Here is a 24,308-nt window from a genome sequence, read left to right on the forward strand (position 1 = left end):
TGCCCGGTGAGCCCCGAGGCCCTGATCCTCGGTCTCCTCAGCGCCGTGCGCGCCGTGCCCCTGGCGATCGTCTACGCGGTGCTGCTCACCGAGAGCCCCCGGCGCCTGCTGACCGCGTACCTGCTGGCCGGCGCGGCCCTCAGCGTCGTGGTCGGCGTCCTGGTCGTCACGGCCTTCGGCGCGAGCACCCGGAGCTCGGAGAACACCGCCGGGCGCCTGATCGTCGACCTCGTCCTCGGCGTCCTCGCGATCGTCTGGGCCGCCGCCCGCGCGACGGGACGCCTCCCGCGACCGCGCCGGCGCCCCGAGAGGGAGCGCTCGTCGGTGCTCCCCGACGCGCTCGCGACACGCCTGAAGTCCCCCACGCCGACCGCGATGGCCGGGGCGGGCCTCGTGACCAACCTCCCCGGGCTCTACTACATCGCGGCGCTGGTGGCGGTGCTCCAGACCCACCCGAGCGCCGTCGGCGGGATCGCGCAGGTGCTCGTCTACAACCTCCTGCGCTTCGCGGTGCCGGCCGCGGTGCTCGTGCTGGTGATCGTGCGCCCGGACCGGACCCTCGAGCTCGTGCGCGCGGTGCACGCCTGGGGACGCCGCCACGCCACGGTCCTGCTGGTGCTCGCCGTCGGCGGGGTCGGTATCTACCTGACCGGCAAGGGCGTCCTGGGGCTGCTCGGCTAGTCCTGCGCCGACAGCCCGGCGTCGTGGGCGAGCAGGGCCAGCTGGGTGCGGTTGTCCAGGTCGAGCTTGGACAGCGCGCTCGACAGGTAGGTCTTGACCGTCGAGAGCGAGAGCAGCAGCTCGCGGCTGATGCGCGCGTTGCTCCAGCCCCGCCCGACGGCCGCCGCGACCGAGCGCTCCTGGTCGGAGAGGGCGGCCAGGCGGGCCCCGGCGTCCGGGCGTCCCGTGCCCCGACCGGTGGCCGCTGCGATCAGGCGGCGGGTCACCGACGGCGAGAGCGACGTGCCGCCGGCCGCGACCCGGCGGATGGCGTCCTCGATGTCGGCGGGCGGGGTGTCCTTGACCAGGTAGCCCGTGGCGCCCGCGCGCAGGGCGGCGAGGACGTCCTGGTCGGAGTCGAAAGTGGTGAGGACGAGGACGGCGGGCGCCTCGGGGTGCGCGAGGAGCTCGGTGGTCGCCCGGACGCCGTCGACCCGCGGCATGCGGAGATCCATCAGGACGACGTCGGGACGGTGCTCGGCGACCGCGGCGGGCACCTCGTCGCCGTCGGCGGCCTCGCCGACGATCGCGATGTCGTCGGCCTCGCCGAGCATCAGCCGCAGGCCGGAGCGCACGAGCGCGTCGTCGTCGACGAGGAGCACGCGGACCGTGGTCGGGTCGGTCATCGCGGCTCCATCACCGGCCAGGGCACCCGCACCGCGACACGGAAGCGGCCGTGATCGGGGCCGCGGGAGAGCACGTGGCCGCCCGCGAGGTCGACGCGCTCGGTGATGCCGAGCAGCCCGTTGCCGGGCGGCCGGACGGGGCCGAGGGCGGGCAGCGGGTTGGAGACCTCGAGCTCGGCCTCGCCGCCCGGCGCGCCCCGCAGCACGACCTCGACGGGCTGCCCCGGGGCGTGGCGGGCGGCGTTGGTGAGCGCCTCCTGGGTGATGCGGTAGAGCGTGCGCCCGCACTCGTCGGGCAGTGCACCCTCGGCCAGCTCGTCGCGCAGGGTCACCGGGGTGCCCGCGGCGCGCACGCCCTCGAGGAGGCGCTCCAGGTCGGCCAGGGTCGGCTGCGGCGGCCGCTGGGCGGGATCGACCCCGGTGTCGGCCTCGTCGTCGGTGTCCGGGTCGCGCAGGACGCCGAGGATCGCCCGCAGGTCGACCAGCGCGTCGCGGGCCCCCGTCCGGATGACCTCGAGGGCGTCGCGGACCTCCTCGGGCGGGGCGGAGCGACGGTGGGCCAGCGCCCCGGCGTGCAGGGAGACCATCGACAGGCGGTGGGCGAGGACGTCGTGCATCTCGCGGGCGATGCGGGTGCGCTCGGCCGTCCGGGCCGCCTCCGCCCGTAGCGCCGCCTCGGTCTCGGCGCGTTCGGCCCGCTCGACCAGCGAGTCGAGCAGCTCGTGGCGCGCGCGGACGGCGGCGCCGACGGCCACGACGGCGGCGGTGATGACGACGGCGTACCCGACGGTCTCCCAGGACGCGGACTCCTCGGTCTGCGCGCGGAACAGGCCCTGCAGGGGACCGATGGCCAGCGAGAGGGCCGCGAGCGCCACGGCCGTCGGCCACGGGCGGCGCACGGCGAGGGAGAACGTCGCCACCGCACCCGCGAGCCAGGCCGACGTGCACAGCACCGTGAGGCCGAAGACGATCAGCGCCGAGCCGACCGGGGCGCGGCGGCGGGCGAGCAGCACGAGGGCGGACAGGACGCCGCCGACCAGGTCGATCCACCACCACGCCGGCGCCTCGCCGGCCTGCACCGGGCGCTCGGGCCACTGCGCGAGGTAGACCCCGAGCAGGGCGACGGCGAGCGCGCCGGCGTCGTAGAGGCGCGCGACGAGCGCGGTGGGCGGCACGGCGATCACGCTAGCGCCGCCGTCCGACACGCCGCCCCGGCCGAAGGTCGACCGGGAGCGGTCCCTTCGACGGTGATCTCCGGCCGGTGCGCCGTGGTCGCCGGCCCGGCCCCGTCGCGACGCTCGTCGGCATGATGCTCACGGCTCCGCCCACGACCGCAGGCCCGTCCGTGCCCGCCGGCCCGCCCGCCACGGTGCCGCGTCTCGCGCGGTGGCCCGTCGGCGCCGTCGCCGCCGTGGTCGCCGCCGCGCACCTGGCCGTCGCGTGGATCCCCGGCTGGTGGTTCGACGAGGCCCTCATGCTGGCGATCGGGCGCCACCACCTCGACTGGGGCTCGGTCGACCAGCCGCCGATGGCCCCGCTGATCGCGGCCCTGATGGACCTGATCGCCCCCGGCAACGTGCTCGTGCTGCGGCTGCCGGCCGTGGCCGCCACGGCCGCGACCGCGGTGCTCGCCGCGATGATCGCGCGTGAGCTCGGCGGGGACACGCGGGCGCAGACGCTCACCGCGATCGCCCAGGGCACGGGGCTCTGGCTCACGCTCAGCGGGCACTGGCTCACGCCCTACACGCTGGAGCCGCTGACCTGGCTGGTGATCGGGTGGCTGCTCGTGCGGTGGTGGCGGGTGCGGGACGACCGCCTGCTGCTCGCGCTCGGCGTCGCCGTCGGCGTGGCGGCCCAGACGAAGTTCCAGGTGCTGCTCCTGGCCGCCGTGATGCTGGTGTCGGTCGCGGTGCTCGGACCGCGGGCGTTGCTGCGCCGCCCGAGGCTCTGGGCCGGCGCCGGGATCGCGGCGGCGATCGCCACGCCCACGCTGGTCTGGCAGGCCCTGCACGGGTGGCCGCAGCTGCGGATGGGCCCGATCGTGGCCTCGGAGGCCGCATCCCTCTACCAGGGACGCCCCGGGATCATGATCTTCCTGCTCGCGGCGGCCGGGGTGATGGGCGTGCCGCTGGTGCTGTTCGGGCTGTGGCTCCTCGCCCGCGACCCGGCGCTGCACGACCTGCGTCACCTCGCGCTCACGACCCTGGTCCTCTACGTGTTCTTCTCGGTCACCCTCGGCCGCCCGTACTACCTCGCCGGGCTCTACGGGCTGCTCGCGGCAGTGGGTGCGGTCGGCCTGCAGCGCCGCCGCGAGGCCGGTCACCGTCGCCTGCGCTGGGTGGCCTGGCCGGCGACCGTCCTGAGCGTCGCGGCGGCGGGCGCGGTGCTGCCGGGGTCGGTGGCGGCGGCCGCGCCCACGGTCGGCGAGCAGGTCACGCAGGCGACGACGCGCGCGTACGACGCGCTCCCGCCCGAACGGCGCGCGCACACCGGGGTGATGGCCGAGTCCTACATCTACGCCGCCCTGATCGATGCCCGGGCCCCGGAGGGGACGCTCCCGCCCGCGATGAGCAGCAACCGCAGCTACGGGTGGTTCCCGCCGCCCGGGGACGACGTCGACTCGGTCCTCTACGTCGGGTCGACCGCCGGCGAGCTGCGGCCGTGGTTCGCCGAGGTTCGCCCGGTCGGGGAGGTCGGGAGCCCCACCGACCCGGGGGCGCAGGTGTGGCTGGCCACCGGCCGGCTCGCCCCGTGGGACGCCGTCTGGCCGAGCCTGCGCCATCTCGACGTGCCCGTGAGGAGGTACGGGTCAGCGCCCGCGGTTCTGGAACCACCAGCGCAGCAGGACGACCAGCGCCGCGAGCATCCCGAGCAGCGCCACCACCGCGCCGACGGTGCCTCCGAGGGAGTCGAACGCCGTGGTGGTGAGCAGGGGGTCCACGCCCCCGAGGTTATCGTGGGCCCGTGCGGCTGACCCATTTCCGCCGGCTCATGGACGACGAGTTCGGGGCCGTGCGTGCCGGCTCGATCGCCCGCGACCACGTCTTCGGCGCGCTCCGCGGGCGCACCGTCGAGCAGGCCCTCGAGGACGGCGACGAGCCCCGCGACGTGTGGCGGGCGGTGTGCGCCGAGTTCGAGGTGCCGGCCGAGAGGCGCTGACCGGATCCGGGGCGGACCCGGGCCGGGCCCGACACGCCGGTCGGCGACCGGGGCTCGGTATCGAACAGGTGTTCGTCTACCCTGCTCCTTACGGTCGCCGTGCGGCGTCAGCGTCGCCGCCGTCCGTCCACAACCGTTCCGTTTCTCCACAGGGCGGCCGGTCCGGCACCACCGTTGTCGGACCCCCCGCCTAGCGTCGGCGCCAGAGAGTCGACCCCTGACACCCCCGACCTTCGACGCAAGGTGGCATTCCATGGCACAGGCACCGGATCGCGACAAGGCGCTCGAGCTCGCCCTCGCCCAGATCGACAAGCAGTTCGGCAAGGGCTCGATCATGCGTCTGGGCGACGACGGCCGGGCGCCGGTCAACGTCATCCCGACAGGATCGATCGCCCTCGACGTGGCGCTCGGCGTCGGCGGGCTGCCCCGCGGGCGCGTGGTGGAGATCTACGGCCCGGAGTCCTCGGGCAAGACGACGGTCACGCTGCACGCGGTGGCCAACGCGCAGGCCCAGGGCGGCATCGCGGCGTTCATCGACGCCGAGCACGCGCTCGACCCGGAGTACGCCAAGGCCCTCGGGGTCGACACCGACGCGCTGCTGGTCTCGCAGCCCGACACCGGTGAGCAGGCGCTCGAGATCATGGACATGCTGATCCGGTCGAACGCGCTGGACGTCATCGTCGTCGACTCGGTGGCCGCGCTCGTGCCGCGCGCCGAGATCGAGGGCGACATGGGCGACAGCCACGTCGGCCTCCAGGCCCGCCTCATGAGCCAGGCGCTGCGCAAGATCACCGGTGCGCTGCACGCCTCGGGCACCACGGCGATCTTCATCAACCAGCTGCGCGAGAAGGTCGGCGTCATGTTCGGCTCGCCGGAGACCACCACGGGTGGCAAGGCGCTGAAGTTCTACGCCTCGGTCCGGCTCGACATCCGCCGCATCGAGACGCTCAAGGACGGTGCCGACGCGGTCGGCAACCGCACGCGGGTCAAGGTCGTGAAGAACAAGGTCGCCCCGCCGTTCAAGCAGGCCGAGTTCGACATGATCTACGGCAGCGGCATCTCCAAGGAGGGCTCGCTGATCGACATGGGCGTCGAGCAGGCGATCGTCCGCAAGTCGGGCGCCTGGTACACCTACGAGGGCGACCAGCTGGGGCAGGGCAAGGAGAACGCCCGCAAGTTCCTGCGCGACAACCCCGACGTCGCCGACGAGATCGAGAAGCGCATCAAGGAGAAGCTCGGCATCGGGGCGAAGCTCGACGCCGAGGCGCCCGCCGCGGCGCCCGTCGACTTCTGAGTCGGATGGGTCTCGGCCAGGGGGTCGGGCGGCGGGGGTCGTCGCGGGGACGTGCGCCGGAACCACCCGACGCCGACCGTCCCGATCACGCGGCCGATCCGCCCGCCGACCCCGAGTCGGTGGCGCGCACGATCTGCCTGAACCTCCTCACCACCCGGGCCCGCTCACGCGCCGAGCTGGCCGACGCCCTCGCCCGCAAGGACGTCGACGACGACGTCGCCCGGCGGGTGCTCGACCGCCTGGGCGCCGCCGGCCTGGTCGACGACGCCGCGTTCGCCGAGCAGTGGGTGTCCTCGCGGCACCGGCACCAGGGCCTCGGCAAGCGGGCGCTGGCCGGGGAGCTGCACCGCAAGGGCGTCGACCGCGAGACGGCCGCGACGGCGGTCGAGGAGATCGGCCGTGACGACGAGCGTGCCCGCGCCCGGGCGCTGGTCGACCGGCGGCTGCCCTCGCTCGCCCGGTACGAGCACGCGGTGGCGGCCCGCCGGCTGGTCGGGATGCTCGCACGCAAGGGCTACGACGCAGGCGTCGCGTACGGGGTCGTCCGCGAGGCGCTGGCGGAGCGGCCGTCGCCGGACGAGGCCGACGAGGCGCTCGACGACCTGCTCTCCGATCCGGACGCCGACCACCGCTGACGCCCGCCGACGATCCCGATCACCCGACGTGGCCATCGTCACGCCTCCAGACGGGGGTGACCCGGGCGACACCGGGGTTTGACGCGTCGTAGTGTGCGGCCCACCACAGAGCGTCGCCGCGCCCTGGTTCACCAGCGGTCCACCGCCCCCCACCGCGGCGGTCCCGGCGACGCGGAACGTCATCGAAGACGAGGACCGGGGTGCCGTGACCACCACACACGACTCCGGGACGTACCGGCCGCCGGCGCCGGGACGACCCGACATCCGACAGCGAACCCTGCGCACCGACCGCTGGTGGCTGCCGCCGCTGGCGAATGCGCTGGGCCTGGCCACGTTCGTCGTCTACGCGACGATCCGCTCGCTGTGGGGCTCCGCGTACTACGTGGAGGAGTACCACTATCTCTCACCGTTCTACTCGCCGTGCGTGAGCGCCTCGTGCATCCCCGAGGCGAGCCACCTGGGCCAGTGGTTCGGCGAGATGCCGTGGTTCCTGCCCTACGCGCTCGTGTCGCTGCCGTTCCTGCTCGGCTTCCGGTTGACCTGCTACTACTACCGGAAGTCGTACTACCGGGCGTTCTGGTCGTCGCCGCCGGCGTGCGCGGTCGCCGAGCCGCACGCGAAGTACTCGGGTGAGACGCGGTTCCCGCTGATCCTGCAGAACGCGCACCGCTACTTCTTCTACGTCGCGTTCGCGATCTCGATCCTCAACACCTACGACATGGTGCTCGCGTTCCAGAGCACCGACCCGGTCACCGGGGAGACGTCGTTCGGGCTGGGGCTGGGGACGCTGCTCCTGCTGATCAACGTGATCGGCCTCTGGCTCTACACGCTCTCGTGCCACTCCTGCCGCCACATCACCGGCGGACGGCTCAAGCACTTCTCGAAGCACCCTGTGCGCTACAAGCTCTGGACCACGCTCTCGAAGCTCAACACCCGCCACATGCTGTTCGCCTGGCTGACGATCGGGACACTGATCCTGACCGACTTCTACGTGATGCTCGTGGCGAGCGAGACCATCTCCGACCTGCGGATCGTGAACTGATGACCGACCCGGGAACCACCACCGCGTTCGAGGCGGCCGGCGCGCCCACCACGGGCCCCGACGGCCAAGCCCCCGTCACCCACCACACCTACGACGTCGTCGTCATCGGCGCCGGCGGGGCCGGCCTGCGGGCCGCGATCGAGGCCCGCCTGCGCGGCAAGCGGGTCGCGATCATCTCCAAGTCGCTGTTCGGCAAGGCCCACACGGTCATGGCCGAGGGCGGGATCGCGGCGTCGATGGGCAACGCGAACCCCCGCGACAACTGGGAGGTCCACTTCCGCGACACCATGCGCGGGGGCAAGTTCCTCAACAACTGGCGCATGGCCGAGCTGCACGCCAAGGAGGCGCCGCAGCGGGTGTGGGAGCTCGAGACCTACGGGGCCCTGTTCGACCGCACGCCCGAGGGCAAGATCAGCCAGCGGAACTTCGGCGGGCACCAGTTCCCGCGGCTCGCCCACGTCGGCGACCGCACCGGGCTCGAGCTGATCCGCACCCTGCAGCAGAAGATCGTCTCGCTGCAGCAGGAGGACTTCGCGCGGACCGGCGACTACGAGTCCGACCTCGCGGTCTACCACGAGTACACGGTCACCGAGCTGCTCAAGGACGGCGACCGGATCGCCGGCGCCTTCGGCTACCGGCGTCCCACCGGCGAGCTGGTCTGCTTCCACTCCGCCGCGGTGGTGCTCGCCACCGGCGGCGTCGGCAAGTCGTTCAAGGTCACGAGCAACTCCTGGGAGTACACCGGCGACGGGCACGCGCTCGCGATGCGCGCCGGCGCGAAGCTGCTGAACATGGAGTTCGTCCAGTTCCACCCCACGGGGATGGTCTGGCCGCCCAGCGTCAAGGGCATCCTCGTCACCGAGTCGGTGCGGGGAGACGGCGGCGTCCTCAAGAACTCCGAGGGCGAGCGCTTCATGTTCAACTACATCCCCGAGGTGTTCCGCGAGCAGTACGCCACGAGCGAGGACGAGGGCGACCGCTGGTACACCGACGCGGACAACAACCGTCGGCCGCCGGAGCTGCTCCCGCGTGACGAGGTCGCCCGCGCGATCAACAACGAGGTCAAGGAGGGCCGCGGCTCCCCGGCCGGCGGCGTCTACCTCGACGTCTCGAGCCGCATGCCGGCCGCGGAGATCACCCGGCGCCTGCCGTCGATGTACCACCAGTTCAAGGAGCTGGCGGACGTCGACATCACCGCGGGGCCGATGGAGGTCGGGCCGACCTGCCACTACGTCATGGGTGGCGTCGAGGTCGACCCCGACACGGCCGCCTCGGCGGTGCCGGGGCTCTTCGCCGCAGGCGAGGTCGCGGGCGGGATGCACGGCTCGAACCGCCTCGGCGGCAACTCGCTGTCCGACCTGCTCGTGTTCGGCTGCCGCGCCGGTGCCGGTGCCGCGGCCTACCTCGACGGGCTCGCCGAGGTGCCGTCGGTCAGCGAGCAGTCGATCGCCACGGCCCGGGAGGACGTCGAGCGCCCGATCCACAACTCGGGTGGCGAGAACGCCTACACGGTCCACCAGGAACTGCAGCAGACGATGAACGACCTCGTCGGCATCATCCGCAAGGCCGACGAGATGGAGCTGGCGCTCAAGAAGCTCCACGAGCTCAAGGACCGGATCCCGCGCGTCGCGGTCGACGGCCGCCGGGCCTACAACCCGGGATGGCACCTCGCGCTCGACCTGCGCAACATGCTCATGGTCAGCGAGTGCATCGCGATGGCCGCGCTCGAGCGGCAGGAGAGCCGTGGCGGGCACACCCGCGACGACTACCCGACGATGGACGAGAACTGGCGCCAGGAGCTGCTGGTCTGCTCGCTGCGCGACAGCCCGGACGGCCCGGAGGTGCACCTCGAGCACCAGGGCCAGCCGGCCATGCGCCACGACCTGTTCGACCTCTTCGAGCTCGACGAGCTGAAGAAGTACTACACCGGTGACGAGCTGGGTGGACACCGCTCGGACGCGCCGCCGCGGCAGTCGCGGGGCACCGAGGACGCCGGAGACGACGCGGAGCGGAGCTCGACCACCGTCGAGACCGGCGGCGACCCGGGCGGCGAGCTCACCGGAGGGGGAGCGTAGGCATGGGCTACCAGGCACAGTTCAAGGTCTGGCGGGGCGACGCCGAGGGCGGCGACTTCGTCGATTACGCCGTGGACGTCGAGGAGGGCGAGGTCGTCCTCGACATCATGCACCGCATCCAGGCCACCCAGGCCGGGGACATGGCGGTGCGCTGGAACTGCAAGGCCGGCAAGTGCGGCTCCTGCAGCGCCGAGGTCAACGGCCGCCCGCGGCTGATGTGCATGACGCGGATGTCGACGTTCGAGGAGAACGAGGAGATCAGCGTCGCGCCGATCCGGACCTTCCCGGTGATCCGCGACCTCGTCACCGACGTCGACTTCAACTACGCCAAGGCCCGCGAGGTGCCGGCATTCGCGCCGCCCGAGGGGCTCGCGCCGGGCGAGTACCGGATGGCGCAGGCCGACGTCGAGCGGTCGCAGGAGTTCCGCAAGTGCATCGAGTGCTACCTGTGCCAGAACGTCTGTCACGTGGTGCGCGATCACGAGGAGAACAAGCAGGAGTTCTCCGGCCCGCGCTACCTCATGCGGATCGCCGAGCTGGACATGCATCCGCTCGACGTGCGCAACCGCAAGGAGGACGCGCAGGAGGAGCACGGCCTCGGGTACTGCAACATCACCAAGTGCTGCACCGAGGTCTGCCCCGAGCACATCAAGATCACCGACAACGCGCTGATCCCCATGAAGGAGCGCGTGGTCGACCGCAAGTACGACCCGCTGGTGTGGCTCGGTAAGAAGATCTTCAAGCGCCAGGAGCTCGAGCAGCGCGGCGCCACCGGCGCCCGCTCGCTGGACGCCCCGGGGCCCGACAACGGCTCCGCGCTCGACGCCGACCACATCGCGCACATCGAACAGCGCGGGGGCGCTCAGGCCTGACGCCCTTCCGGTCGCCCGTCGGCCCGGGTCCGCTGCGGCAGGCCCGGGCCGCGGTGTGTCAGGGCTCCTGCTCCGCCGTCTCCCGCCCCGTCCCGGACGAACGCCCGAACGCAGCCAGGCCGAGGGCCAACAGGGCGGGGAGTGCCAGCACGGGGACGAGGAGCAGCGGCAACGTCGTTCGCCACGGCCAGCCGTCCTCGACGAGTGCGGCGCGCGCCGGCGCGTCGGGATCCACCACCGTCGCGACGACGTCGCCGGGCTCGAGGTCCTCGCGCGGCGTCGCGACCTCGGCCCGGACGTCGTACGGAGCGGGGAGCGCCACGACGAGGTCGTCCATGCGACCGAGCCGGGAATCGTGGTCGGCGGCCACGACGGTCGCCGGCACGGACTCGCCACGGACGAGCAGCACGGCGGCGTCCCACGTCGCCGTCCCGGCGTTCACCCCGGCCCACACGGCCCCGACGAGGAGCAGGAGCCCCACGACGAGGTCGGTGAGCCGGTGGAGGCGCGAGACGCGGGGCGGGGCGGCCGGTTCGGGGTCCACGCTGCCTCCTCGACGACAGGGGTCACCCAGAGTAGTGACCGAACGGACGAATCTCCACGACGAGACCGTGTCCTCAGGACACGGTCGGGCCGTGGGCCAGGCTCAGAGCTCGCGGCGCATCGCGGTCCGGGGCCAGCGGTCCAGCCCGCGGGCGACCTCGGCGCGGCGCACGGCCCGCAGGCCCGGCCCGAGCTCGTCGTCGGCGAGGGGCCGGAAGCCCAGCCGCGCGTAGTACGGCCCGTTCCACGGCACGTCGACGAAGGTCGTGAGCGTGATCGTCCGGTGGCCCGCGGCCCGCGCGCGGGACACGAGATCCTCGACGAGTCGCGCCCCGAGGCCCCGGCGGGCGTGGTCCGGGTGCACCGAGACCTGCTCGAGGTGGGGCGCGCCGTCGACGACGTCGTCCATCAGATAACCGGCCACGACGCCGTCGTCCTCGATCACCCGGAGCCCGCCGCGGTCGAGCGCCCCGCGCAGCACGACCGTCGAGGGCGGGGCGTCGTCGGCGACGGGATCCATCCCGATCTCGCGGAAGACCGCGCCGGCGGCGACCTCGATCGCTCGCAGGTCCTCCAGCTCGTCGCCGCGGGCCGGGCGGACCCGCCCCGGTCCGGTCACGCGTCGTCGAGGCGGCCCACGGGAGCCACGGCCAGCGCGGCCGGGCTGCGCCGGGACCGTCGCTCGAGCCAGGTCGCGAAGGCCGACAGCAGCAGGCACAGGGTGATGTAGATGACCGCGACGACGAGGGCCACAGGGATCAGCGGGGAGCCGAGCGTGGCGTTCGAGCCGAGGAACTGCGCCTGGAAGAGGAGCTCGGGGTAGGTGATGAGGAACCCGAGGGCGGAGTCCTTGAGCAGCACCACGAGCTGGCTGACGATCGCGGGCAGCATGGAGCGCACGGCCTGCGGGAGCAGGATGAACCGCATGACGCCCGACTTGCGCATCCCCAGGGCGTAGGCGGCCTCGGACTGCCCGCGCGGGACCGCCAGGACACCGGCGCGGAACACCTCGGCGAGGACCGCCCCGTTGTAGAGCGTCAGGCCCAGCACCACGGCCGCGTAGGTCGAGACGGTGATCCCGATCGACGGCATGCCGTAGTAGAAGAGGAACATCAGCACGACCAGGGGGACGGCGCGGAAGAGCTCCACCACCCCACCGGAGACGGACTTCAGCCAGCGCTGGTCCGAGAGCCGGCCCAGCGCCAGGAGCCCGCCCAGGAGCATGGCGAGCACCGCTCCGGACGCGAAGGCCCGCAGGGTGTTGACCAGGCCGTCGAGCAGGGCGAGCTGGACGTTCTCGTAGAGGAGCCACTCCCACACGCGGGCGTCGAGCTGCCCGGTGGCGGCCATCCGCCAGACGATCACGCCGATCATCGCCGCGACGACGGCGAGCGTGACGATGCCGGCGACGGTGTTGCGGGCCCGTGCCCGGGGACCGGGAGCGTCGAAGAGGACGGCGGTGGGTGCGCTCATCGGCTGACGCTCCAGCGCATCTCGAGCCGGCGCTGCAGCACCGTCAGGGGGAGGACGAGGACGATGAAGCCCAGCGCGACCCACAGCAGGGCCACCAGCGTCGAGCCACCCCGCTCGTTGATCGCGCGGTAGAACCCGCCGGCCTCGAACACCGAGAAGCCGGCCGCGACCGTGGTGTTCTTCAGCAGGGCGATCTGCACGCTGGTCAGCGGCGGCATGACCGAGCGCACCGCCTGCGGGAGCACGATGAGCCCGAGGATCTGGGTGAACCCGAGCCCCAGGGCGCGCCCCGCCTCGGCCTGGCCCTCGGGCACGGTGCTGATCCCGCCGCGGACGACCTCACACACGAACGCGGCCGTGTAGAGCGAGAGCCCGATGACCGCGAGCAGGAAGAACGGTAGGTAGAAGAACAGCTTGGTGAAGCCGAGCGCGAAGAAGAACAGCACGAGGGTCAGCGGCGTGTTCCGCAGCAGCGTCACGTAGACCGTGCCGGTCGCGCGCATCGCGGGGACCGGGCTGACCCGCATCGCCGCGAGGACGACGCCGAGGATCAGCGACACGATCGCCGAGATGACGAACAGCCCGATCGTGCCGCCGAAGCGGCCGAGGTACTCGCCGAGGTTGCCGAACAGGACGTCCACGTGTGGCCTCCATGGCTTCGCCACGTGAGTGATCCGGGTCGCCATGACGACCCGGATCACTCACGAGTGCGGAGCCCTCAGTAGCGCTCGATGGGCGGGGGCTGGGGCGCCGGGATGCCGGAACGGCCCAGCGTCTCGTTGTAGAGACGGGTCCACGTGCCGTCGGCCTCGGCGGCCGCCAGCAGGTCGTTGACCTTGTTGCGCAGGGCCGCGTCGTCACGGTTCATGCCGATGCCGTACGGCTCCTCGGAGAACGTCACCCCGACGACACGCAGCTGGTCGGGCGACTGTGCGGCGTAGCCCTGCAGGATCGCGTTGTCCGTGGTGACGGCGTCGACCTGGCCGCCGCGCAGGGCGTCGACGCACTGCGAGTAGTTCTGGAACTCGACCACGTTCTGGGTCAGGTTCTGCTGGCGCACTCGCTGGATCGGCGTCGAGCCGGTCGCCGAACAGACCCGCTTGCCCTGGAGGGTCTGCGGGCCGGTGATCGACTGGTCGTCGGCGCGGACGAGCAGGTCCTGCCCGGCGACGAAGTACGGCCCGGCGAAGCCCACGCGCTGCTTGCGGCTGTCGTTGATCGTGTAGGTACCGACGTAGAGATCGACGTCGCCGCGCGAGATCGCGTCCTCGCGAGCGGCCGACGGGATGACCCGGTAGTCGATCTGGTCGGGGCCGAAGCCGAGGCCCGCGGCGACCATCCGGCCGATCTCGATGTCGAAGCCGGTGTACTGGCCGGTCGTCGGGTCCTGGATGCCGAGCCCGGGCTGGTCGTTCTTGACGCCCAGCACCAGGCGGCCGCGCTGCTGCATCGTCGCGAACACCGGCGATCCGGGCACCTGGACGTTCTGGGCCACCGGCGAGCCCGCCACGGGCTGGCCGCCGGGGCTGCCCTCGCGGCCGCACGCCGCGCCGAAGGCGAGCGCGACGACCGCGAGGAGCACGCCGAGGGTCCGAAGGGAGACGAGGCGTCTCATGACGGCTCCGTTCTAGTGGGTGAGGATCTTCCCGAGGAAGTCGCGGGCGCGTTCGGTGGCGGGCCGGGAGAAGAAGCTGTCGGGGGTGGTGTCCTCGACGATCTCGCCGTCGTCCATGAACACCACGCGGTGGGCGGCCCGGCGGGCGAAGCCCATCTCGTGGGTCACCACGACCATCGTCATGCCGTCCTTGGCGAGGCCCGCCATGACCTCGACGACCTCGCCGACCATCTCCGGGTCGAGCGCGGAGGTGGGCTCGTCGAAGAGCATCACCTTGGGCTCCATGGCCAGCGCCCGGGCGATGGCCACCCGCTGCTGCTGCCCGCCGGAGAGCTGGGCGGGGTACTTGTTCGACTGCTCGGCGATGCCGACGCGGTCGAGCAGCGCGCGGGCGCGCTCCTGTGCCTCGGCCTTGGACACGCCGCGGACGCGCGTCGGGGCCAGCACGACGTTGTCGAGGATCGTCAGGTGGGCGAACAGGTTGAACTGCTGGAACACCATGCCGACGTCGGACCGCAGCCTGGCGAGGTCCTTGCCCTCCTCGGGCAGCAGGGTGCCGTCGATCTCCACGGTGCCGCCGTCGATCGGCTCGAGCCGGTTGATCGCCCGGCACAGCGTCGACTTGCCCGACCCGGACGGGCCGAGCACGACGACGACCTCGCCGCGCGCGACCTCGAGGTCGATGTCCTTGAGGACGTGCAGGTCGCCGAAGTGCTTGTTGACCCCGGCCATGCGGACCATCGGGGGGCTGGAGCTCGCTGCGCCCGGAGCGCTCTGGTCACTCATCGCCACCGGTCCTCCTCGCTGTGCCACCGACCCGGTGGTGCGGAACGTGCCAGGGCGCCGAACCGGGCGTCCACGCTCTTGAGGAAGACTTAGGGTTACCGGGCCACCCCGTAACGTCGGTGACACCGGGGGAGGTGGGCCGGGAGGAGCGCGGCAGTGCGAGTGCTCGTGGTGGAGGACGACGACCGCGTCGCCGCGGCCCTGCGCGCCGCCCTCGAGCGCCACGAGATGCAGGTGGAGCGGGTCTCGCGCGGGCTCGCCGTGCTGCCGCACCTCGCCGGCACCGACGTCGTGCTCCTCGACCTCGGTCTGCCCGACGTCGACGGCCTCGAGGTGTGCCGGCGCATCCGGGAGGCCGGCGACGTACCCGTGATCGTGGTCAGCGCCCGCGGCCGGGTCGACGAGCGCATCCTCGGGCTGCACCACGGCGCCGACGACTACCTGGTCAAGCCCTACGACGTCGGGGAGCTCGTCGCCCGCATCCACGCCGTGCGCCGCCGTCGCGGCGTCGTGCCCCCCACCGGTGGGACCCCCGCCACCGTGGCGGAGCTCGGCGACGGCGTCGTGCTGGACCGGGCCCGGCACGCGCTGACCGTCGACGGGGAGGAGGTCGCGCTCTCCCGCAAGGAATTCGCCGTCCTCGCCCTGCTCGCCGAGGCCGACGGCGCGGTGTGCACCCGTGACCGGCTGGTCGCCGAGGTGTGGGGCCGCCGCTGGCCGGGCGCCGACCGGACGCTCGACGTTCACGTCGCCACCCTGCGCACCAAGCTCGCCCGCCCCGGCATGGTGGCGACGGTGCGCGGGGTCGGGTACCGGCTGACCGCGGGGGCCGACCGCCGGAGCGGGGTCTGAGGGGTGCGCACGCGGCTGCTCGTCGTCTTCGGGGTCCTCGTGGGGCTGCTGGTCGTGGGCCTCGGCGCGCCGCTGGCGGGCGCCGCGGCGTCGGCGGCCACGTCGCGGCTGTTCGCCGACCGGCTGGGCGACACCACCCGGTTCGCGGCCCTGGCCCAGCGCGCGGTCACCGACGACGAGCCGGGGGCGCTGGCGGGGGAGCTCGCCCGCTACGACGAGCTGTACGGGGTCGCCGCGGTGGTGCTCGACCGCGAGGGCCGGGTGCTCACGGCGTCGCGACCGGAGGTGTCCGACGCGACCGTGGCGCGCGTGCAGCTCGCCCTGGTGGGGCAGCGCTCCGAGCCCCCGGACACCGTGTGGCCCTGGGACACCGCGCCGATGCTGCTCGCCGAGCCCGTGCTGGTCGGCGGCGAGGTGCGGGGTGCCGCGGTCACGGTCTCGCCCACGGCGCCTGCGCGGTGGGAGACGCTGCGCGCCTGGGCGGCGCTGGCCGGGGCGGCGCTCGTGGCGCTCGCCGTCGCCGCCGGGCTCGCGCTCCCGCTCGTGCGCTGGATCCTCGCCCCCGTCGAGAGCCTCGACGCGGGCACGGCCCAGGTCGCCGCGGCCGTGCGGGCGGGCCGGGCGCCCCGCCCGGTCGGCGATGACCACGGCCCGCCCGAGCTGCGGCGGCTCTCCCGGCACTTCGACCAGATGGCCGTGGGCGTGACGCACGCGCTCGAGTCGCAGCGCGCGTTCGTGGCCGACGCCGGCCACCAGTTGCGCAACCCGCTGACCGCCCTGCGGCTGCGGCTGCAGAACGTCGGCGCCGCCCTCGCCGCACCGGACGTCCGCGTCGACCCCGACGCGCTGGCTGCCCTGCGCGACGAACACGGCGCGGCGCTGGAGGAGACCGATCGCCTGGCCGCGGTGCTCGACGCGCTGCTGGCGCTCGCGCGCGCCGAGGGCCGTCCGCCGCAGCCGGTGCCGATGCCGATCGACCCGGTGCTCGACGAGCGGGCGGACACCTGGAGCGTGCTCGCGGAGCACGAGAGCCTGTCCCTGCGCCGCCTCGGCCCCGGCGGGCTGGTGGCGCGCTCCGACGTGGACTCGGTGGTCGCGGTCCTCGACGCGGTACTCGACAACGCGCTCAAGTACGCCCCGCCGGGCACCGACGTCGAGCTCTCCACGGCGCGGGTCGACGGCTGGGTCGAGATCGGCGTGCGCGACCACGGCGACGGGATCGACCCGGGCGAGCTCGCCCGCGCTACCGACCGGTTCTGGCGCTCACCGGCCCAGGACGGCAGCACCGGCACCGGCCTCGGGCTCGCCATCGCCGCCCGTTCGGCCGAGCGGGTCGGGGGCGAGCTGCTGCTGCAGCTGCCCGAGGACGGGGGCCTGCGCGTCGTGCTGCGCCTGCCGCCGGCGGCGGCGCCCGCGGCGGATGACGAGCGGGCCGACGCGGCGGCCGGCTCGGCCGATGCCCCCGTCTCCGATGCCCCCGTCTCCGATGCCCCCGTCTCCGATGCCCCCGTCCCCGGTATCCCCGTCTCCGGGGTCGCCGCCTCCGGGGCCGCCGCGTCCCGGCCGGCCGTGGATCAGAGCCCCTTGACCGCCCGGTAGGCGGCAACGGCCCCGGGGTGCAGCGCGACCGGCTGGGTGCCGATCGCCGAGCGGGGGTCGATGCTGCGACCGGCCGGATCGGCGACAGCGAGGGCCTCGCGCCCCTCGAGGAGCGCGCGGGTCAGCGACTCGGCGAGGTCCGGGGCCATGTCGCCGGTGACGAGCAGGACGTTGCGGACCGAGGCCGCGCTGACCGGGTCGACGAGCCCGTAGGTGCCCGCCGGGACCGTGGTGACGTCGTAGACGGGGTACCGGGTGCGCAGCCGCACGGTCTCCTCACCGAGGTCGAGCAGGCGGACCGGGCGCACGGCGGCGAGCCGGTCGACGCCGGCGGTGGGCACTCCGCCCGACCAGAAGAAGGCGTCGATCTCGCCGCGCGCGAGCGCTGCCGCCGACTCGTCGAGCCCGAGCATCACCGCCCGCATGTCCCGCTCGGCGGTCAGGCCCACCGACGAGAGCAGGCGCGGGGCGACGACGAGCACGCCGGAGTTGCGGGCGCCCACCGAGACCCGGCGTCCCGCGAGGTCGGCGAGCCGGCGGATCGGCGACTCCGCCGGGACGACGACGTGGATCGCGTCGTCGTGCACCCGGGCCAGCGCCTGCAGCGGGTGGCGGGGACGGGCGCCGTCGACCGCGCCGTCGACCGCGACGTCGGCGGCGCAGAACGCGACCCGCGCCCGGCCGGAGACGAGCATGCCGACGTTGTCGACCGAGCCCTCACTGCCGAGGACCCCCGTCGGCACCCCGGGGTCGACCCGCCAGAGCTCGGCCATCGCCTCGCCGAGGCGCCGGTAGACACCCTGCGGCCCGCCGGTGGCGACGACGACGGGCGTCCTGTCGGGCGGGGCGCACCCGACGCCGAGCAGCGCCGCCGCACCCAGACCAGCGCCGAGGACCGTGCGGCGTCGCAGGGCCCGGGTCATCGCGTCATGGTGCAGCATGCCCCCGTGACCGACGACACCGTGAACGCCACGACGACCGACGGATCCGGGGGTGGATCGGGCGGCGGTACGAGCCTGGCCCGCGCGATCGGCCCCAAGCTGCTCGTCTTCTTCATCATCGGCGACATCCTCGGCACGACGATCTACGCCCTCACCGGCACCGTGTCGGAACGGGTCGGCGGGGCGTTGTGGCTGCCGTTCCTGCTGGCCTTCGTCGTGGCCTTCATGACGGCGTTCAGCTATCTCGAGCTGGTGGGCAAGTACCCCCGCGCCGCGGGCGCCGCTCTCTACACCCACCAGGCCTTCCGGCGGCCCTTCCTCACGTTCCTCGTCGCCTTCACGGTGATGTGCTCGGGATCACCTCCGCGGCCTCGGCCGCCCAGGCCTTCGGCGGGCGGAACCTCGAGACGATCGTCGGCGAGCTGCCGAGCTGGGTCACCCCGCTGGTGGTCGTCGCCTTCCTCCTGATGCTCGCGACGATCAACTTCCGCGGCGTGGGCGAGTCGGTGAAGGTCAACGTCGTGCTCACCACGATCGAGCTGCTCGGCCTGCTCATCGTGATCGTGCTCGGTGGCTACGCGGTGCTCAACGGGCTGGGTGACCCCTCGCGGCTCACCGAGTTCGCGGCGTCGGCCCCGGAGAGCTCGATCTTCTCCGAGCCCGCCGTCCTGCTGGCGATCTCCTCGGCCACCGCGCTGGCGTTCTTCGCCATGGTCGGCTTCGAGGACTCGGTGAACATGGCCGAGGAGACCGTCGACCCGCCGAAGACGTTCCCCCGCGCGATGCTGCTGGCGATGGGGTTCACCGCGACGATCTACCTGGTCGTGGCGGTGATCGCCTCGACGCTCGTGCCCACCGACCAGCTCGCGGAGGCCGAGAGCGGGGCCCTGCTGACGGTGGTGCAGACCGCCTCGCCGGCCTTCCCGGCGATCGTGTTCGCCGCCATCACGCTGTTCGCGGTGACGAACACGGCGCTGATCAACATGATGATGGCCAGCCGGCTGCTCTACGGCATGGCGAACGAGCGGATCATCCCCAACGCGTTCGCCAAGGTGCACCCGGGACGTCGCACCCCGTGGTTCGCCATCGTCGTCACCAGCGGCCTCGCGATCATCCTGGTCCTGCTGCTCGACATCTCCGAGCTGGGCAGCATGACGTCCCTTCTCCTGCTCGTCGTGTTCACCATCGTCAACATCGCGGTCCTCGTGCTGCGTCGCGACCCCGTGGACCACCAGCACTTCCGGACGCCGACGGCGGTCCCCGTGGTCGCCGCCGTGCTGTGCGCGTTCCTCGCCAGCCCCTTCTCCGGGCGCCCGCCGAAGGAGTACCTGTTCGGCGGCATCCTGATCCTCCTCGGCGTCGTGCTGTGGGGAGTCAACCGCGCGACGGTGGGCAGGGTCGACGAGTTCGACGCGGAGCGGCTCGGCAAGTGACGGGCGCCTACCCTGGGCGGTGATGACCGCAGGGATGAGCGCCGGAACCCGGCCCCGCTTCCACATCCGCACCCACGGATGTCAGATGAATGTGCACGACTCCGAGCGCCTGGCCGGGGTGCTCGAGGAGGCGGGCTACGAGCACACGCCCGACGCCGACGGCGCGGACCTCGTCGTGTTCAACACCTGCGCGGTGCGCGAGAACGCCGACAACAAGCTCTACGGCCAGCTCGGTAACCTCGCGCCCGAGAAGGCCCGCCGGCCCGGGATGCAGATCGCCGTGGGTGGCTGCCTGGCGCAGAAGGACCGCGACACCGTGGTCCGCAAGGCCCCCTGGGTCGACGTCGTGTTCGGCACGCACAACACCGGGTCCCTGCCCGCCCTGCTCGAGAGGGCCCGCCACAACGGCGAGGCGCAAGTGGAGATCCTCGAGGCGCTCGAGACCTTCCCGTCGCACCTGCCGGCGCGCCGCGACTCCGCCTACGCGGGCTGGGTCTCGATCTCGGTGGGCTGCAACAACACCTGCACGTTCTGCATCGTGCCCTCGCTGCGCGGCAAGGAGGTCGACCGCCGACCGGGCGAGATCCTCGCCGAGGTCGAGGCGCTGGTCGCCGAGGGCGTGCTCGAGGTGACGCTGCTCGGTCAGAACGTCAACGCCTACGGGGTCGGGTTCTCCGACAGGGCGACGGGACGGACGGCGTTCGCCGACCTGCTGCGGGCATGCGGGGAGATCGAGGGTCTCGAGCGGGTGCGCTTCACCAGCCCGCACCCCCGCGACTTCACCTCCGACGTCATCGCGGCGATGGCCGAGACGCCGAACGTCTGCCCGCAGCTGCACATGCCGCTGCAGTCCGGCTCGGACCGCGTGCTCAAGGCGATGCGCCGCTCCTACCGGGCGAAGCGCTACCTCGACATCGTCGCCGAGGTCCGCGAGGCGATGCCCGACGCGGCCCTGACCACCGACATCATCGTCGGCTTCCCGGGCGAGACCGAGGAGGACTTCGCCGGGACGCTGCGCGTGGTGGAGGAGTCGCGGTTCTCGCAGGCCTTCACGTTCCAGTACTCGCCGCGCCCCGGCACGCCCGCGGCGACGTTGCCCGACCAGGTGCCCAAGGCCGTCGTCCAGGAGCGGTACGACCGCCTCGTCGACCTCCAGGAGCGGATCTCCCTTGAGCTGCACCGCGAGCAGGTCGGCCGGGAGCTCGAGCTCGTCGTCTCGACCGGTGAGGGCCGCAAGGACGGGGTAACCCGCCGCATGAGCGGACGCGCCCGCGACGGGCGGCTCGTGCACTTCACCCCGGTCGGACCCGCCGTCGCCCTCGGAGACGGAGCGCAGCGGAGCCCGACCGTCGAGGGAGCGGTGCGCCCCGGCGACGTCGTCACCGTGCGGGCCACCTACGGCGCGCCGCACCACATCGTCGCCGACGGTGACGTCCTCACCCACCGGCGCACGCGTGCCGGCGACGCCCACGCCGCCGGGCAGCGGCCGACGACCCCGCGCACCACGGGTCTCGGCCTGCCCACGCTCGGGCCACCCCCCTCTCCGGCCACGCCCGCCACCGGCTGCGGGGCGGGTCCGGACGGGCCGGGCTCTGCGGCGCCGGGGCACCCGGCCACCCTCACGGAGGTCTGACGGTGACCGATCCCCGCACCACCGATCCCCACACCGGCCCGCCTCGCACCGACGGCCCGCCGCCGCGGGACGCGCGGGTCGACTTCGGCGCCGGCGCCCTTGTCGCCGCCGTCGCCGTGCTCGTCCTGCTGCTCGCCGCCGTGCTGCCGTGGACCGGTCTGGGCGCCTCGGGCTGGGAGGTCGTGCTCGGCCGCCCGGGCGTCACCGTCCTGCCCCGGCTCTTCGGCACGCTCGCCGTGGTGTTCGGGGTGGTCGGCACCGCGGTCACGTTGCTGACCGCCCGCTGGCCGCTGGTCTTCGTCACCGCCGCCGGGTGCGCGATCACCTCGGTCACCGGCCTGTGGGCGATCTGGTCGCAGAACACCTCGGCCGGCTCGGGGCCGGGCGGTGGGCTCTGGCTCGCCCTCCTGGCGATGATCGTCCTCACCGGCCGCTGGGCGGGGTACGCCTTCTCGCGGCGGTAGCCCTACCGGGTCGCCTGCTCCGCGGCGGCGAGCCACTCGCGCCACTGGGCGGCCTGGCGCTCCGCCTCCTTCGCCCGACGGTGGTCGCCCGCGGCCGTGGCCTTGGCAGCCTGCGCCTCGTACCCCTCGACGCGCGAGCGGAACTGCGCGACCCGGGCCTCGGTCTCCGGGTCGGCCGCCTGCCAGCGGCGGTCGACCGCGGCACGCACCCGGTCCTCGACCTCCTTGAGACGTGCGGCGAACTCGCGCACCCGCTCGCGGGGGACCTTGCCGATCGCGTCCCACCGCTCCTGGACGTCGCGCAGCGCCGCGCGGGCCGCGTCGACGTCGGAGAGGTCGATCTTCGCGGCCTCGGCGAGCAGCGCCTCCTTGGCCGTCGCGTTGCCGATGAACTCGGCGTCGCGGGCGGAGAACGTCTCGGAGCGGCGGGCGAAGAACGTGTCCTGGGCGCCGCGGAACCGCGCCCACAGCGCGTCGTCGGCGTCCTTGCTGGTGCGCCCGGCGGCCTTCCACTCCGCCATGAGCTCCTTGTAGCGCCCGGCGGTGGGGCCCCAGTCCTCGGAGTCGGTGAGCGCCTCCGCCTCGGCGACCAGCTCCTCCTTGCGGGCCTTCGCCGCGGTGCGCGCGCGGTCCAGCTCGGCGAAGTGCGCGCCGCGGCGGCGGGCGAACGTCTCGCGGGCCCGGGAGAAGCGCTTCCAGAGCGCGTCGTCGGTGCGCCGGTCGATGCCCGTGACGGCCTTCCACTCCTCGACCATGGCCGCGAAGCGGTCGCCGGCGTGCTTCCAGCGCGTGGTCTCCTCGGCCAGCGCCTCCGCCTCGGCGATCAGCGCCTCCTTGTGGGCCACCGCCTCCTCGCGGGCCCCGGCGCGGGCCGCGCGCTCGACCTCGTCGGCCTGCTCCGCGGCGGCCACGACGGCGTCGAGCCGGGCGGCGAGCCCCGCGACGTCACCGACCACCGCCGCGTCGGTGAGGCGCTCGCGCAGGGTGGTGGCGCTGCGCAGCGTCGCGCGCGCCTCGCCACGCCCGGAGGTCAGGCGGCGGACGAGCAGGTCGGCCTCGGTGCGCAGGTCGTCGAAGCGCAGCGCGAAGTGGGCCAGGCCCTCCGTGGCGTCGCCTGCCTGCCACGAGCCGACGGCCCGCTCGGTCACCGCGCCGTCGGGGCCCTCGACCCGCAGCCAGACCGTGCCCTCGTCGTCCACGCGCCCCCATCGACCCGGATCGCCGGCCGCCGCCGGGACGGACGGGAACGTGGGCGGTGCCCCGTCCGGGGTGGGTGCGGGGGTGGCCGGCGGGGTGGTGGCCGCAGGGGCCGCCGGGGGCGTCACCGTGGGCGGCGTCATCGTGGGCTGGGCCGCGCCGCCGGGAGCCGCGGTGTCCACGGCGCCCCGGGCCTGCTCGTCGGTCATCTCCCGCCGACACCTCCCGCTCCTCGGCGTCCGGGCATTCAAGCAGGTCCGGAGGCCGCGCAGGAACTCCCTTCGGCCCGGCGGGGTGCCGCGGGTCCGGGGCCTGTCTGTGATCCCCCGTCCGGGATCCCTCGTCTGTGATCCCCCGTCCGGGATCCCTCGTCTGTGATCCCTCGTCTGTGATCCCCCGTCTGGGATCATCCGCGGGATGATCCGCCCGATCGCCCTGGTCGGCCCCACGGCGACCGGCAAGTCCGACCTCGCGCTGGATCTCGCCGCCGCCCTCGACCGCCGGGGTGCCGGGGCGGAGGTCGTCAACGCCGACGCGATGCAGCTCTACCGCGGCATGGACGTCGGCACCGCCAAGCTGCCGCCCGCGCAGCGCCGCGGTGTGCCCCACCACCTGCTCGACGTCCTCGACGTCACCGACACCGCCACGGTCGCCGCGTACCAGCGCGACGCCCGGGCGGCCGTCGACGCGGTCCGGGAGCGGGGCCGGATCCCGCTGGTCGTGGGCGGGTCGGGTCTCTACGTCCAGGCGGTGCTCGACGACCTGCGCTTCCCGGGCACCGACCCTGCGCTGCGCGCGCGGCTGGACGCCGAGCTCGCGACGGTCGGGCCGGCGGCGATGCACGCCCGGCTCGCCGACCGCGACCCCGACGCCGCCCGCGGCATCCTCGCGAGCAACGGCCGGCGGATCGTCCGCGCCCTCGAGGTCGTCGAGCTCACCGGCCTCCCGTTCGCGGCGAGCCTGCCCCGGCCGGGCGCCCCCCGCCACGACGCCCTGCTCGTCGGGCTCGACCGCGAGACCGCCGTCCTGGACGAGCGGATCGAGGTCCGCGTCGACGGCATGCTCGCGGCCGGACTCGTCGACGAGGTCCGCGCGCTCGCCGCGCGCGGGCTGCGCGACGGGCCGACGGCCTCGCGGGCCGTCGGCTACCGCGAGGTGCTCGAGCACCTCGACGGGACGATCGATCTCGACGAGGCCCGGCGCCGCACGATCGTCGCCACCCGCCGGCTGGTGCGGCGCCAGCGGTCGTGGTTCCGGCGCGACGAGCGGATCACCTGGCTCGACGCCGGCGTGGCGGACGCCGAGGCGGTCCTGGCCCTCCACCGGGCCACCGGGAGCCACCCGTAGAG

At 73.7% G+C, this 24,308-nt stretch carries 22 protein-coding genes and 2 pseudogenes; 14 read left to right on the top strand and 10 right to left on the bottom strand.

What is annotated here, in order from left to right; all coding sequences use genetic code 11:
- The first annotated feature begins 6 nt into the window (after nt 1–6).
- Nucleotides 7–681, top strand: coding sequence for a GAP family protein (locus PH189_RS12875; protein ID WP_274189189.1), 675 nt, complete (start codon nt 7–9; stop codon nt 679–681).
- Here PH189_RS12875 and PH189_RS12880 read toward each other — a convergent pair.
- On the bottom strand, nt 678–1,346 hold the full coding sequence (locus PH189_RS12880) for a response regulator transcription factor (RefSeq protein ID WP_274189190.1): 669 nt from the start codon (nt 1,344–1,346) through the stop codon (nt 678–680). The two genes, PH189_RS12875 and PH189_RS12880, sit on opposite strands and share 4 nt — an antisense overlap.
- Entirely contained in the window at nt 1,343–2,521 is a 1,179-nt protein-coding gene (locus PH189_RS12885) for a sensor histidine kinase (protein ID WP_274189191.1), read from the bottom strand. Before PH189_RS12885 ends, PH189_RS12880 begins: the two co-directional genes overlap by 4 nt.
- 131 nt (nt 2,522–2,652) lie before the next feature.
- On the opposite strand from PH189_RS12885, the gene PH189_RS12890 reads away from it, so the two are divergent.
- From PH189_RS12890 to PH189_RS12920, 7 genes and pseudogenes are all read left to right on the top strand, one after another.
- Nucleotides 2,653–4,320, top strand: a complete 1,668-nt coding sequence (locus tag PH189_RS12890) for a glycosyltransferase family 39 protein (RefSeq protein ID WP_274189192.1) — start codon at nt 2,653–2,655, stop codon at nt 4,318–4,320.
- Entirely contained in the window at nt 4,311–4,505 is a 195-nt protein-coding gene (locus PH189_RS12895; RefSeq protein ID WP_274189193.1) for a DUF3046 domain-containing protein, read from the top strand. Before PH189_RS12890 ends, PH189_RS12895 begins: the two co-directional genes overlap by 10 nt.
- A gap of 253 nt (nt 4,506–4,758) precedes the next feature.
- Entirely contained in the window at nt 4,759–5,799 is a 1,041-nt protein-coding gene (gene recA / locus PH189_RS12900) for a recombinase RecA (protein ID WP_274189194.1), read from the top strand.
- Between the two features lie 5 nt (nt 5,800–5,804).
- Entirely contained in the window at nt 5,805–6,434 is a 630-nt protein-coding gene (locus tag PH189_RS12905) for a regulatory protein RecX (RefSeq protein ID WP_274189195.1), read from the top strand.
- A 205-nt stretch (nt 6,435–6,639) separates the two neighbouring features.
- A complete protein-coding gene (locus PH189_RS12910; protein WP_274189196.1) occupies nt 6,640–7,476 on the top strand; it encodes a hypothetical protein in 837 nt (278 codons plus the stop codon).
- Nucleotides 7,476–9,425 (top strand): annotated as a pseudogene (locus PH189_RS12915) (fumarate reductase/succinate dehydrogenase flavoprotein subunit); the annotation flags it as partial. The gene PH189_RS12910 and the pseudogene PH189_RS12915, both read left to right, overlap by 1 nt.
- A gap of 128 nt (nt 9,426–9,553) precedes the next feature.
- Nucleotides 9,554–10,423 (top strand): succinate dehydrogenase/fumarate reductase iron-sulfur subunit, encoded by an 870-nt coding sequence (locus PH189_RS12920; RefSeq protein ID WP_274189198.1) that lies wholly within the window; start codon nt 9,554–9,556, stop codon nt 10,421–10,423.
- 58 nt (nt 10,424–10,481) lie between these two features.
- Here PH189_RS12920 and PH189_RS12925 read toward each other — a convergent pair whose 3' ends face one another.
- The 6 genes from PH189_RS12925 to PH189_RS12950 all read right to left on the bottom strand — a co-directional run bounded on the left by PH189_RS12925 (nt 10,482) and on the right by PH189_RS12950 (nt 14,795).
- Nucleotides 10,482–10,967, bottom strand: coding sequence for a DUF3592 domain-containing protein (locus PH189_RS12925; RefSeq protein ID WP_274189199.1), 486 nt, complete (start codon nt 10,965–10,967; stop codon nt 10,482–10,484).
- A gap of 102 nt (nt 10,968–11,069) precedes the next feature.
- On the bottom strand, nt 11,070–11,585 hold the full coding sequence (locus PH189_RS12930) for a GNAT family N-acetyltransferase (RefSeq protein WP_274189200.1): 516 nt from the start codon (nt 11,583–11,585) through the stop codon (nt 11,070–11,072).
- The gene (locus PH189_RS12935; RefSeq protein WP_274189201.1) at nt 11,582–12,439 is read right to left on the bottom strand and encodes an amino acid ABC transporter permease; all 858 of its coding nucleotides are present in this window, start codon (nt 12,437–12,439) and stop codon (nt 11,582–11,584) included. Before PH189_RS12935 ends, PH189_RS12930 begins: the two co-directional genes overlap by 4 nt.
- Nucleotides 12,436–13,080, bottom strand: a complete 645-nt coding sequence (locus PH189_RS12940) for an amino acid ABC transporter permease (RefSeq protein WP_274189202.1) — start codon at nt 13,078–13,080, stop codon at nt 12,436–12,438. Before PH189_RS12940 ends, PH189_RS12935 begins: the two co-directional genes overlap by 4 nt.
- A 77-nt stretch (nt 13,081–13,157) precedes the next feature.
- The gene (locus PH189_RS12945; RefSeq protein WP_274189203.1) at nt 13,158–14,054 is read right to left on the bottom strand and encodes a glutamate ABC transporter substrate-binding protein; all 897 of its coding nucleotides are present in this window, start codon (nt 14,052–14,054) and stop codon (nt 13,158–13,160) included.
- A 12-nt stretch (nt 14,055–14,066) separates the two neighbouring features.
- A complete protein-coding gene (locus PH189_RS12950; protein ID WP_274189322.1) occupies nt 14,067–14,795 on the bottom strand; it encodes an amino acid ABC transporter ATP-binding protein in 729 nt (242 codons plus the stop codon).
- A gap of 201 nt (nt 14,796–14,996) precedes the next feature.
- Here PH189_RS12950 and PH189_RS12955 point away from each other — a divergent pair, with 201 nt between their 5' ends.
- Together PH189_RS12955 and PH189_RS12960 are read left to right on the top strand one after the other, a co-directional pair.
- Complete coding sequence (locus PH189_RS12955) at nt 14,997–15,692, top strand: response regulator transcription factor (RefSeq protein WP_274189204.1); 696 nt, start codon at nt 14,997–14,999, stop codon at nt 15,690–15,692.
- Between the two features lie 3 nt (nt 15,693–15,695).
- Nucleotides 15,696–17,291, top strand: a complete 1,596-nt coding sequence (locus tag PH189_RS12960; protein ID WP_274189205.1) for a sensor histidine kinase — start codon at nt 15,696–15,698, stop codon at nt 17,289–17,291.
- Here the strand turns inward: PH189_RS12960 and PH189_RS12965 are convergent.
- The gene (locus tag PH189_RS12965; protein WP_274189206.1) at nt 17,267–18,214 is read right to left on the bottom strand and encodes a TAXI family TRAP transporter solute-binding subunit; all 948 of its coding nucleotides are present in this window, start codon (nt 18,212–18,214) and stop codon (nt 17,267–17,269) included. The two genes, PH189_RS12960 and PH189_RS12965, sit on opposite strands and share 25 nt — an antisense overlap.
- 6 nt (nt 18,215–18,220) lie before the next feature.
- Here PH189_RS12965 and PH189_RS12970 point away from each other — a divergent pair.
- From PH189_RS12970 to PH189_RS12980, 3 genes and pseudogenes are all read left to right on the top strand, one after another.
- Nucleotides 18,221–19,665 (top strand): annotated as a pseudogene (locus tag PH189_RS12970) (APC family permease).
- A gap of 22 nt (nt 19,666–19,687) precedes the next feature.
- On the top strand, nt 19,688–21,298 hold the full coding sequence (gene miaB, locus PH189_RS12975; protein WP_378015045.1) for a tRNA (N6-isopentenyl adenosine(37)-C2)-methylthiotransferase MiaB: 1,611 nt from the start codon (nt 19,688–19,690) through the stop codon (nt 21,296–21,298).
- A 2-nt stretch (nt 21,299–21,300) separates the two neighbouring features.
- The gene (locus tag PH189_RS12980) at nt 21,301–21,762 is read left to right on the top strand and encodes an Rv2732c family membrane protein (protein ID WP_274189207.1); all 462 of its coding nucleotides are present in this window, start codon (nt 21,301–21,303) and stop codon (nt 21,760–21,762) included.
- 2 nt (nt 21,763–21,764) lie between these two features.
- Here PH189_RS12980 and PH189_RS12985 read toward each other — a convergent pair whose 3' ends face one another.
- Nucleotides 21,765–23,102, bottom strand: coding sequence for a DUF349 domain-containing protein (locus tag PH189_RS12985; RefSeq protein WP_378015049.1), 1,338 nt, complete (start codon nt 23,100–23,102; stop codon nt 21,765–21,767).
- A 274-nt stretch (nt 23,103–23,376) separates the two neighbouring features.
- On the opposite strand from PH189_RS12985, the gene miaA reads away from it, so the two are divergent.
- Nucleotides 23,377–24,306, top strand: a complete 930-nt coding sequence (gene miaA, locus PH189_RS12990) for a tRNA (adenosine(37)-N6)-dimethylallyltransferase MiaA (protein WP_274189209.1) — start codon at nt 23,377–23,379, stop codon at nt 24,304–24,306.
- Nucleotides 24,307–24,308: the final 2 nt, after the last annotated feature.

The organism is Actinomycetospora chibensis, from assembly GCF_028737215.1.
Lineage (GTDB): Bacteria > Actinomycetota > Actinomycetes > Mycobacteriales > Pseudonocardiaceae > Actinomycetospora > Actinomycetospora chibensis.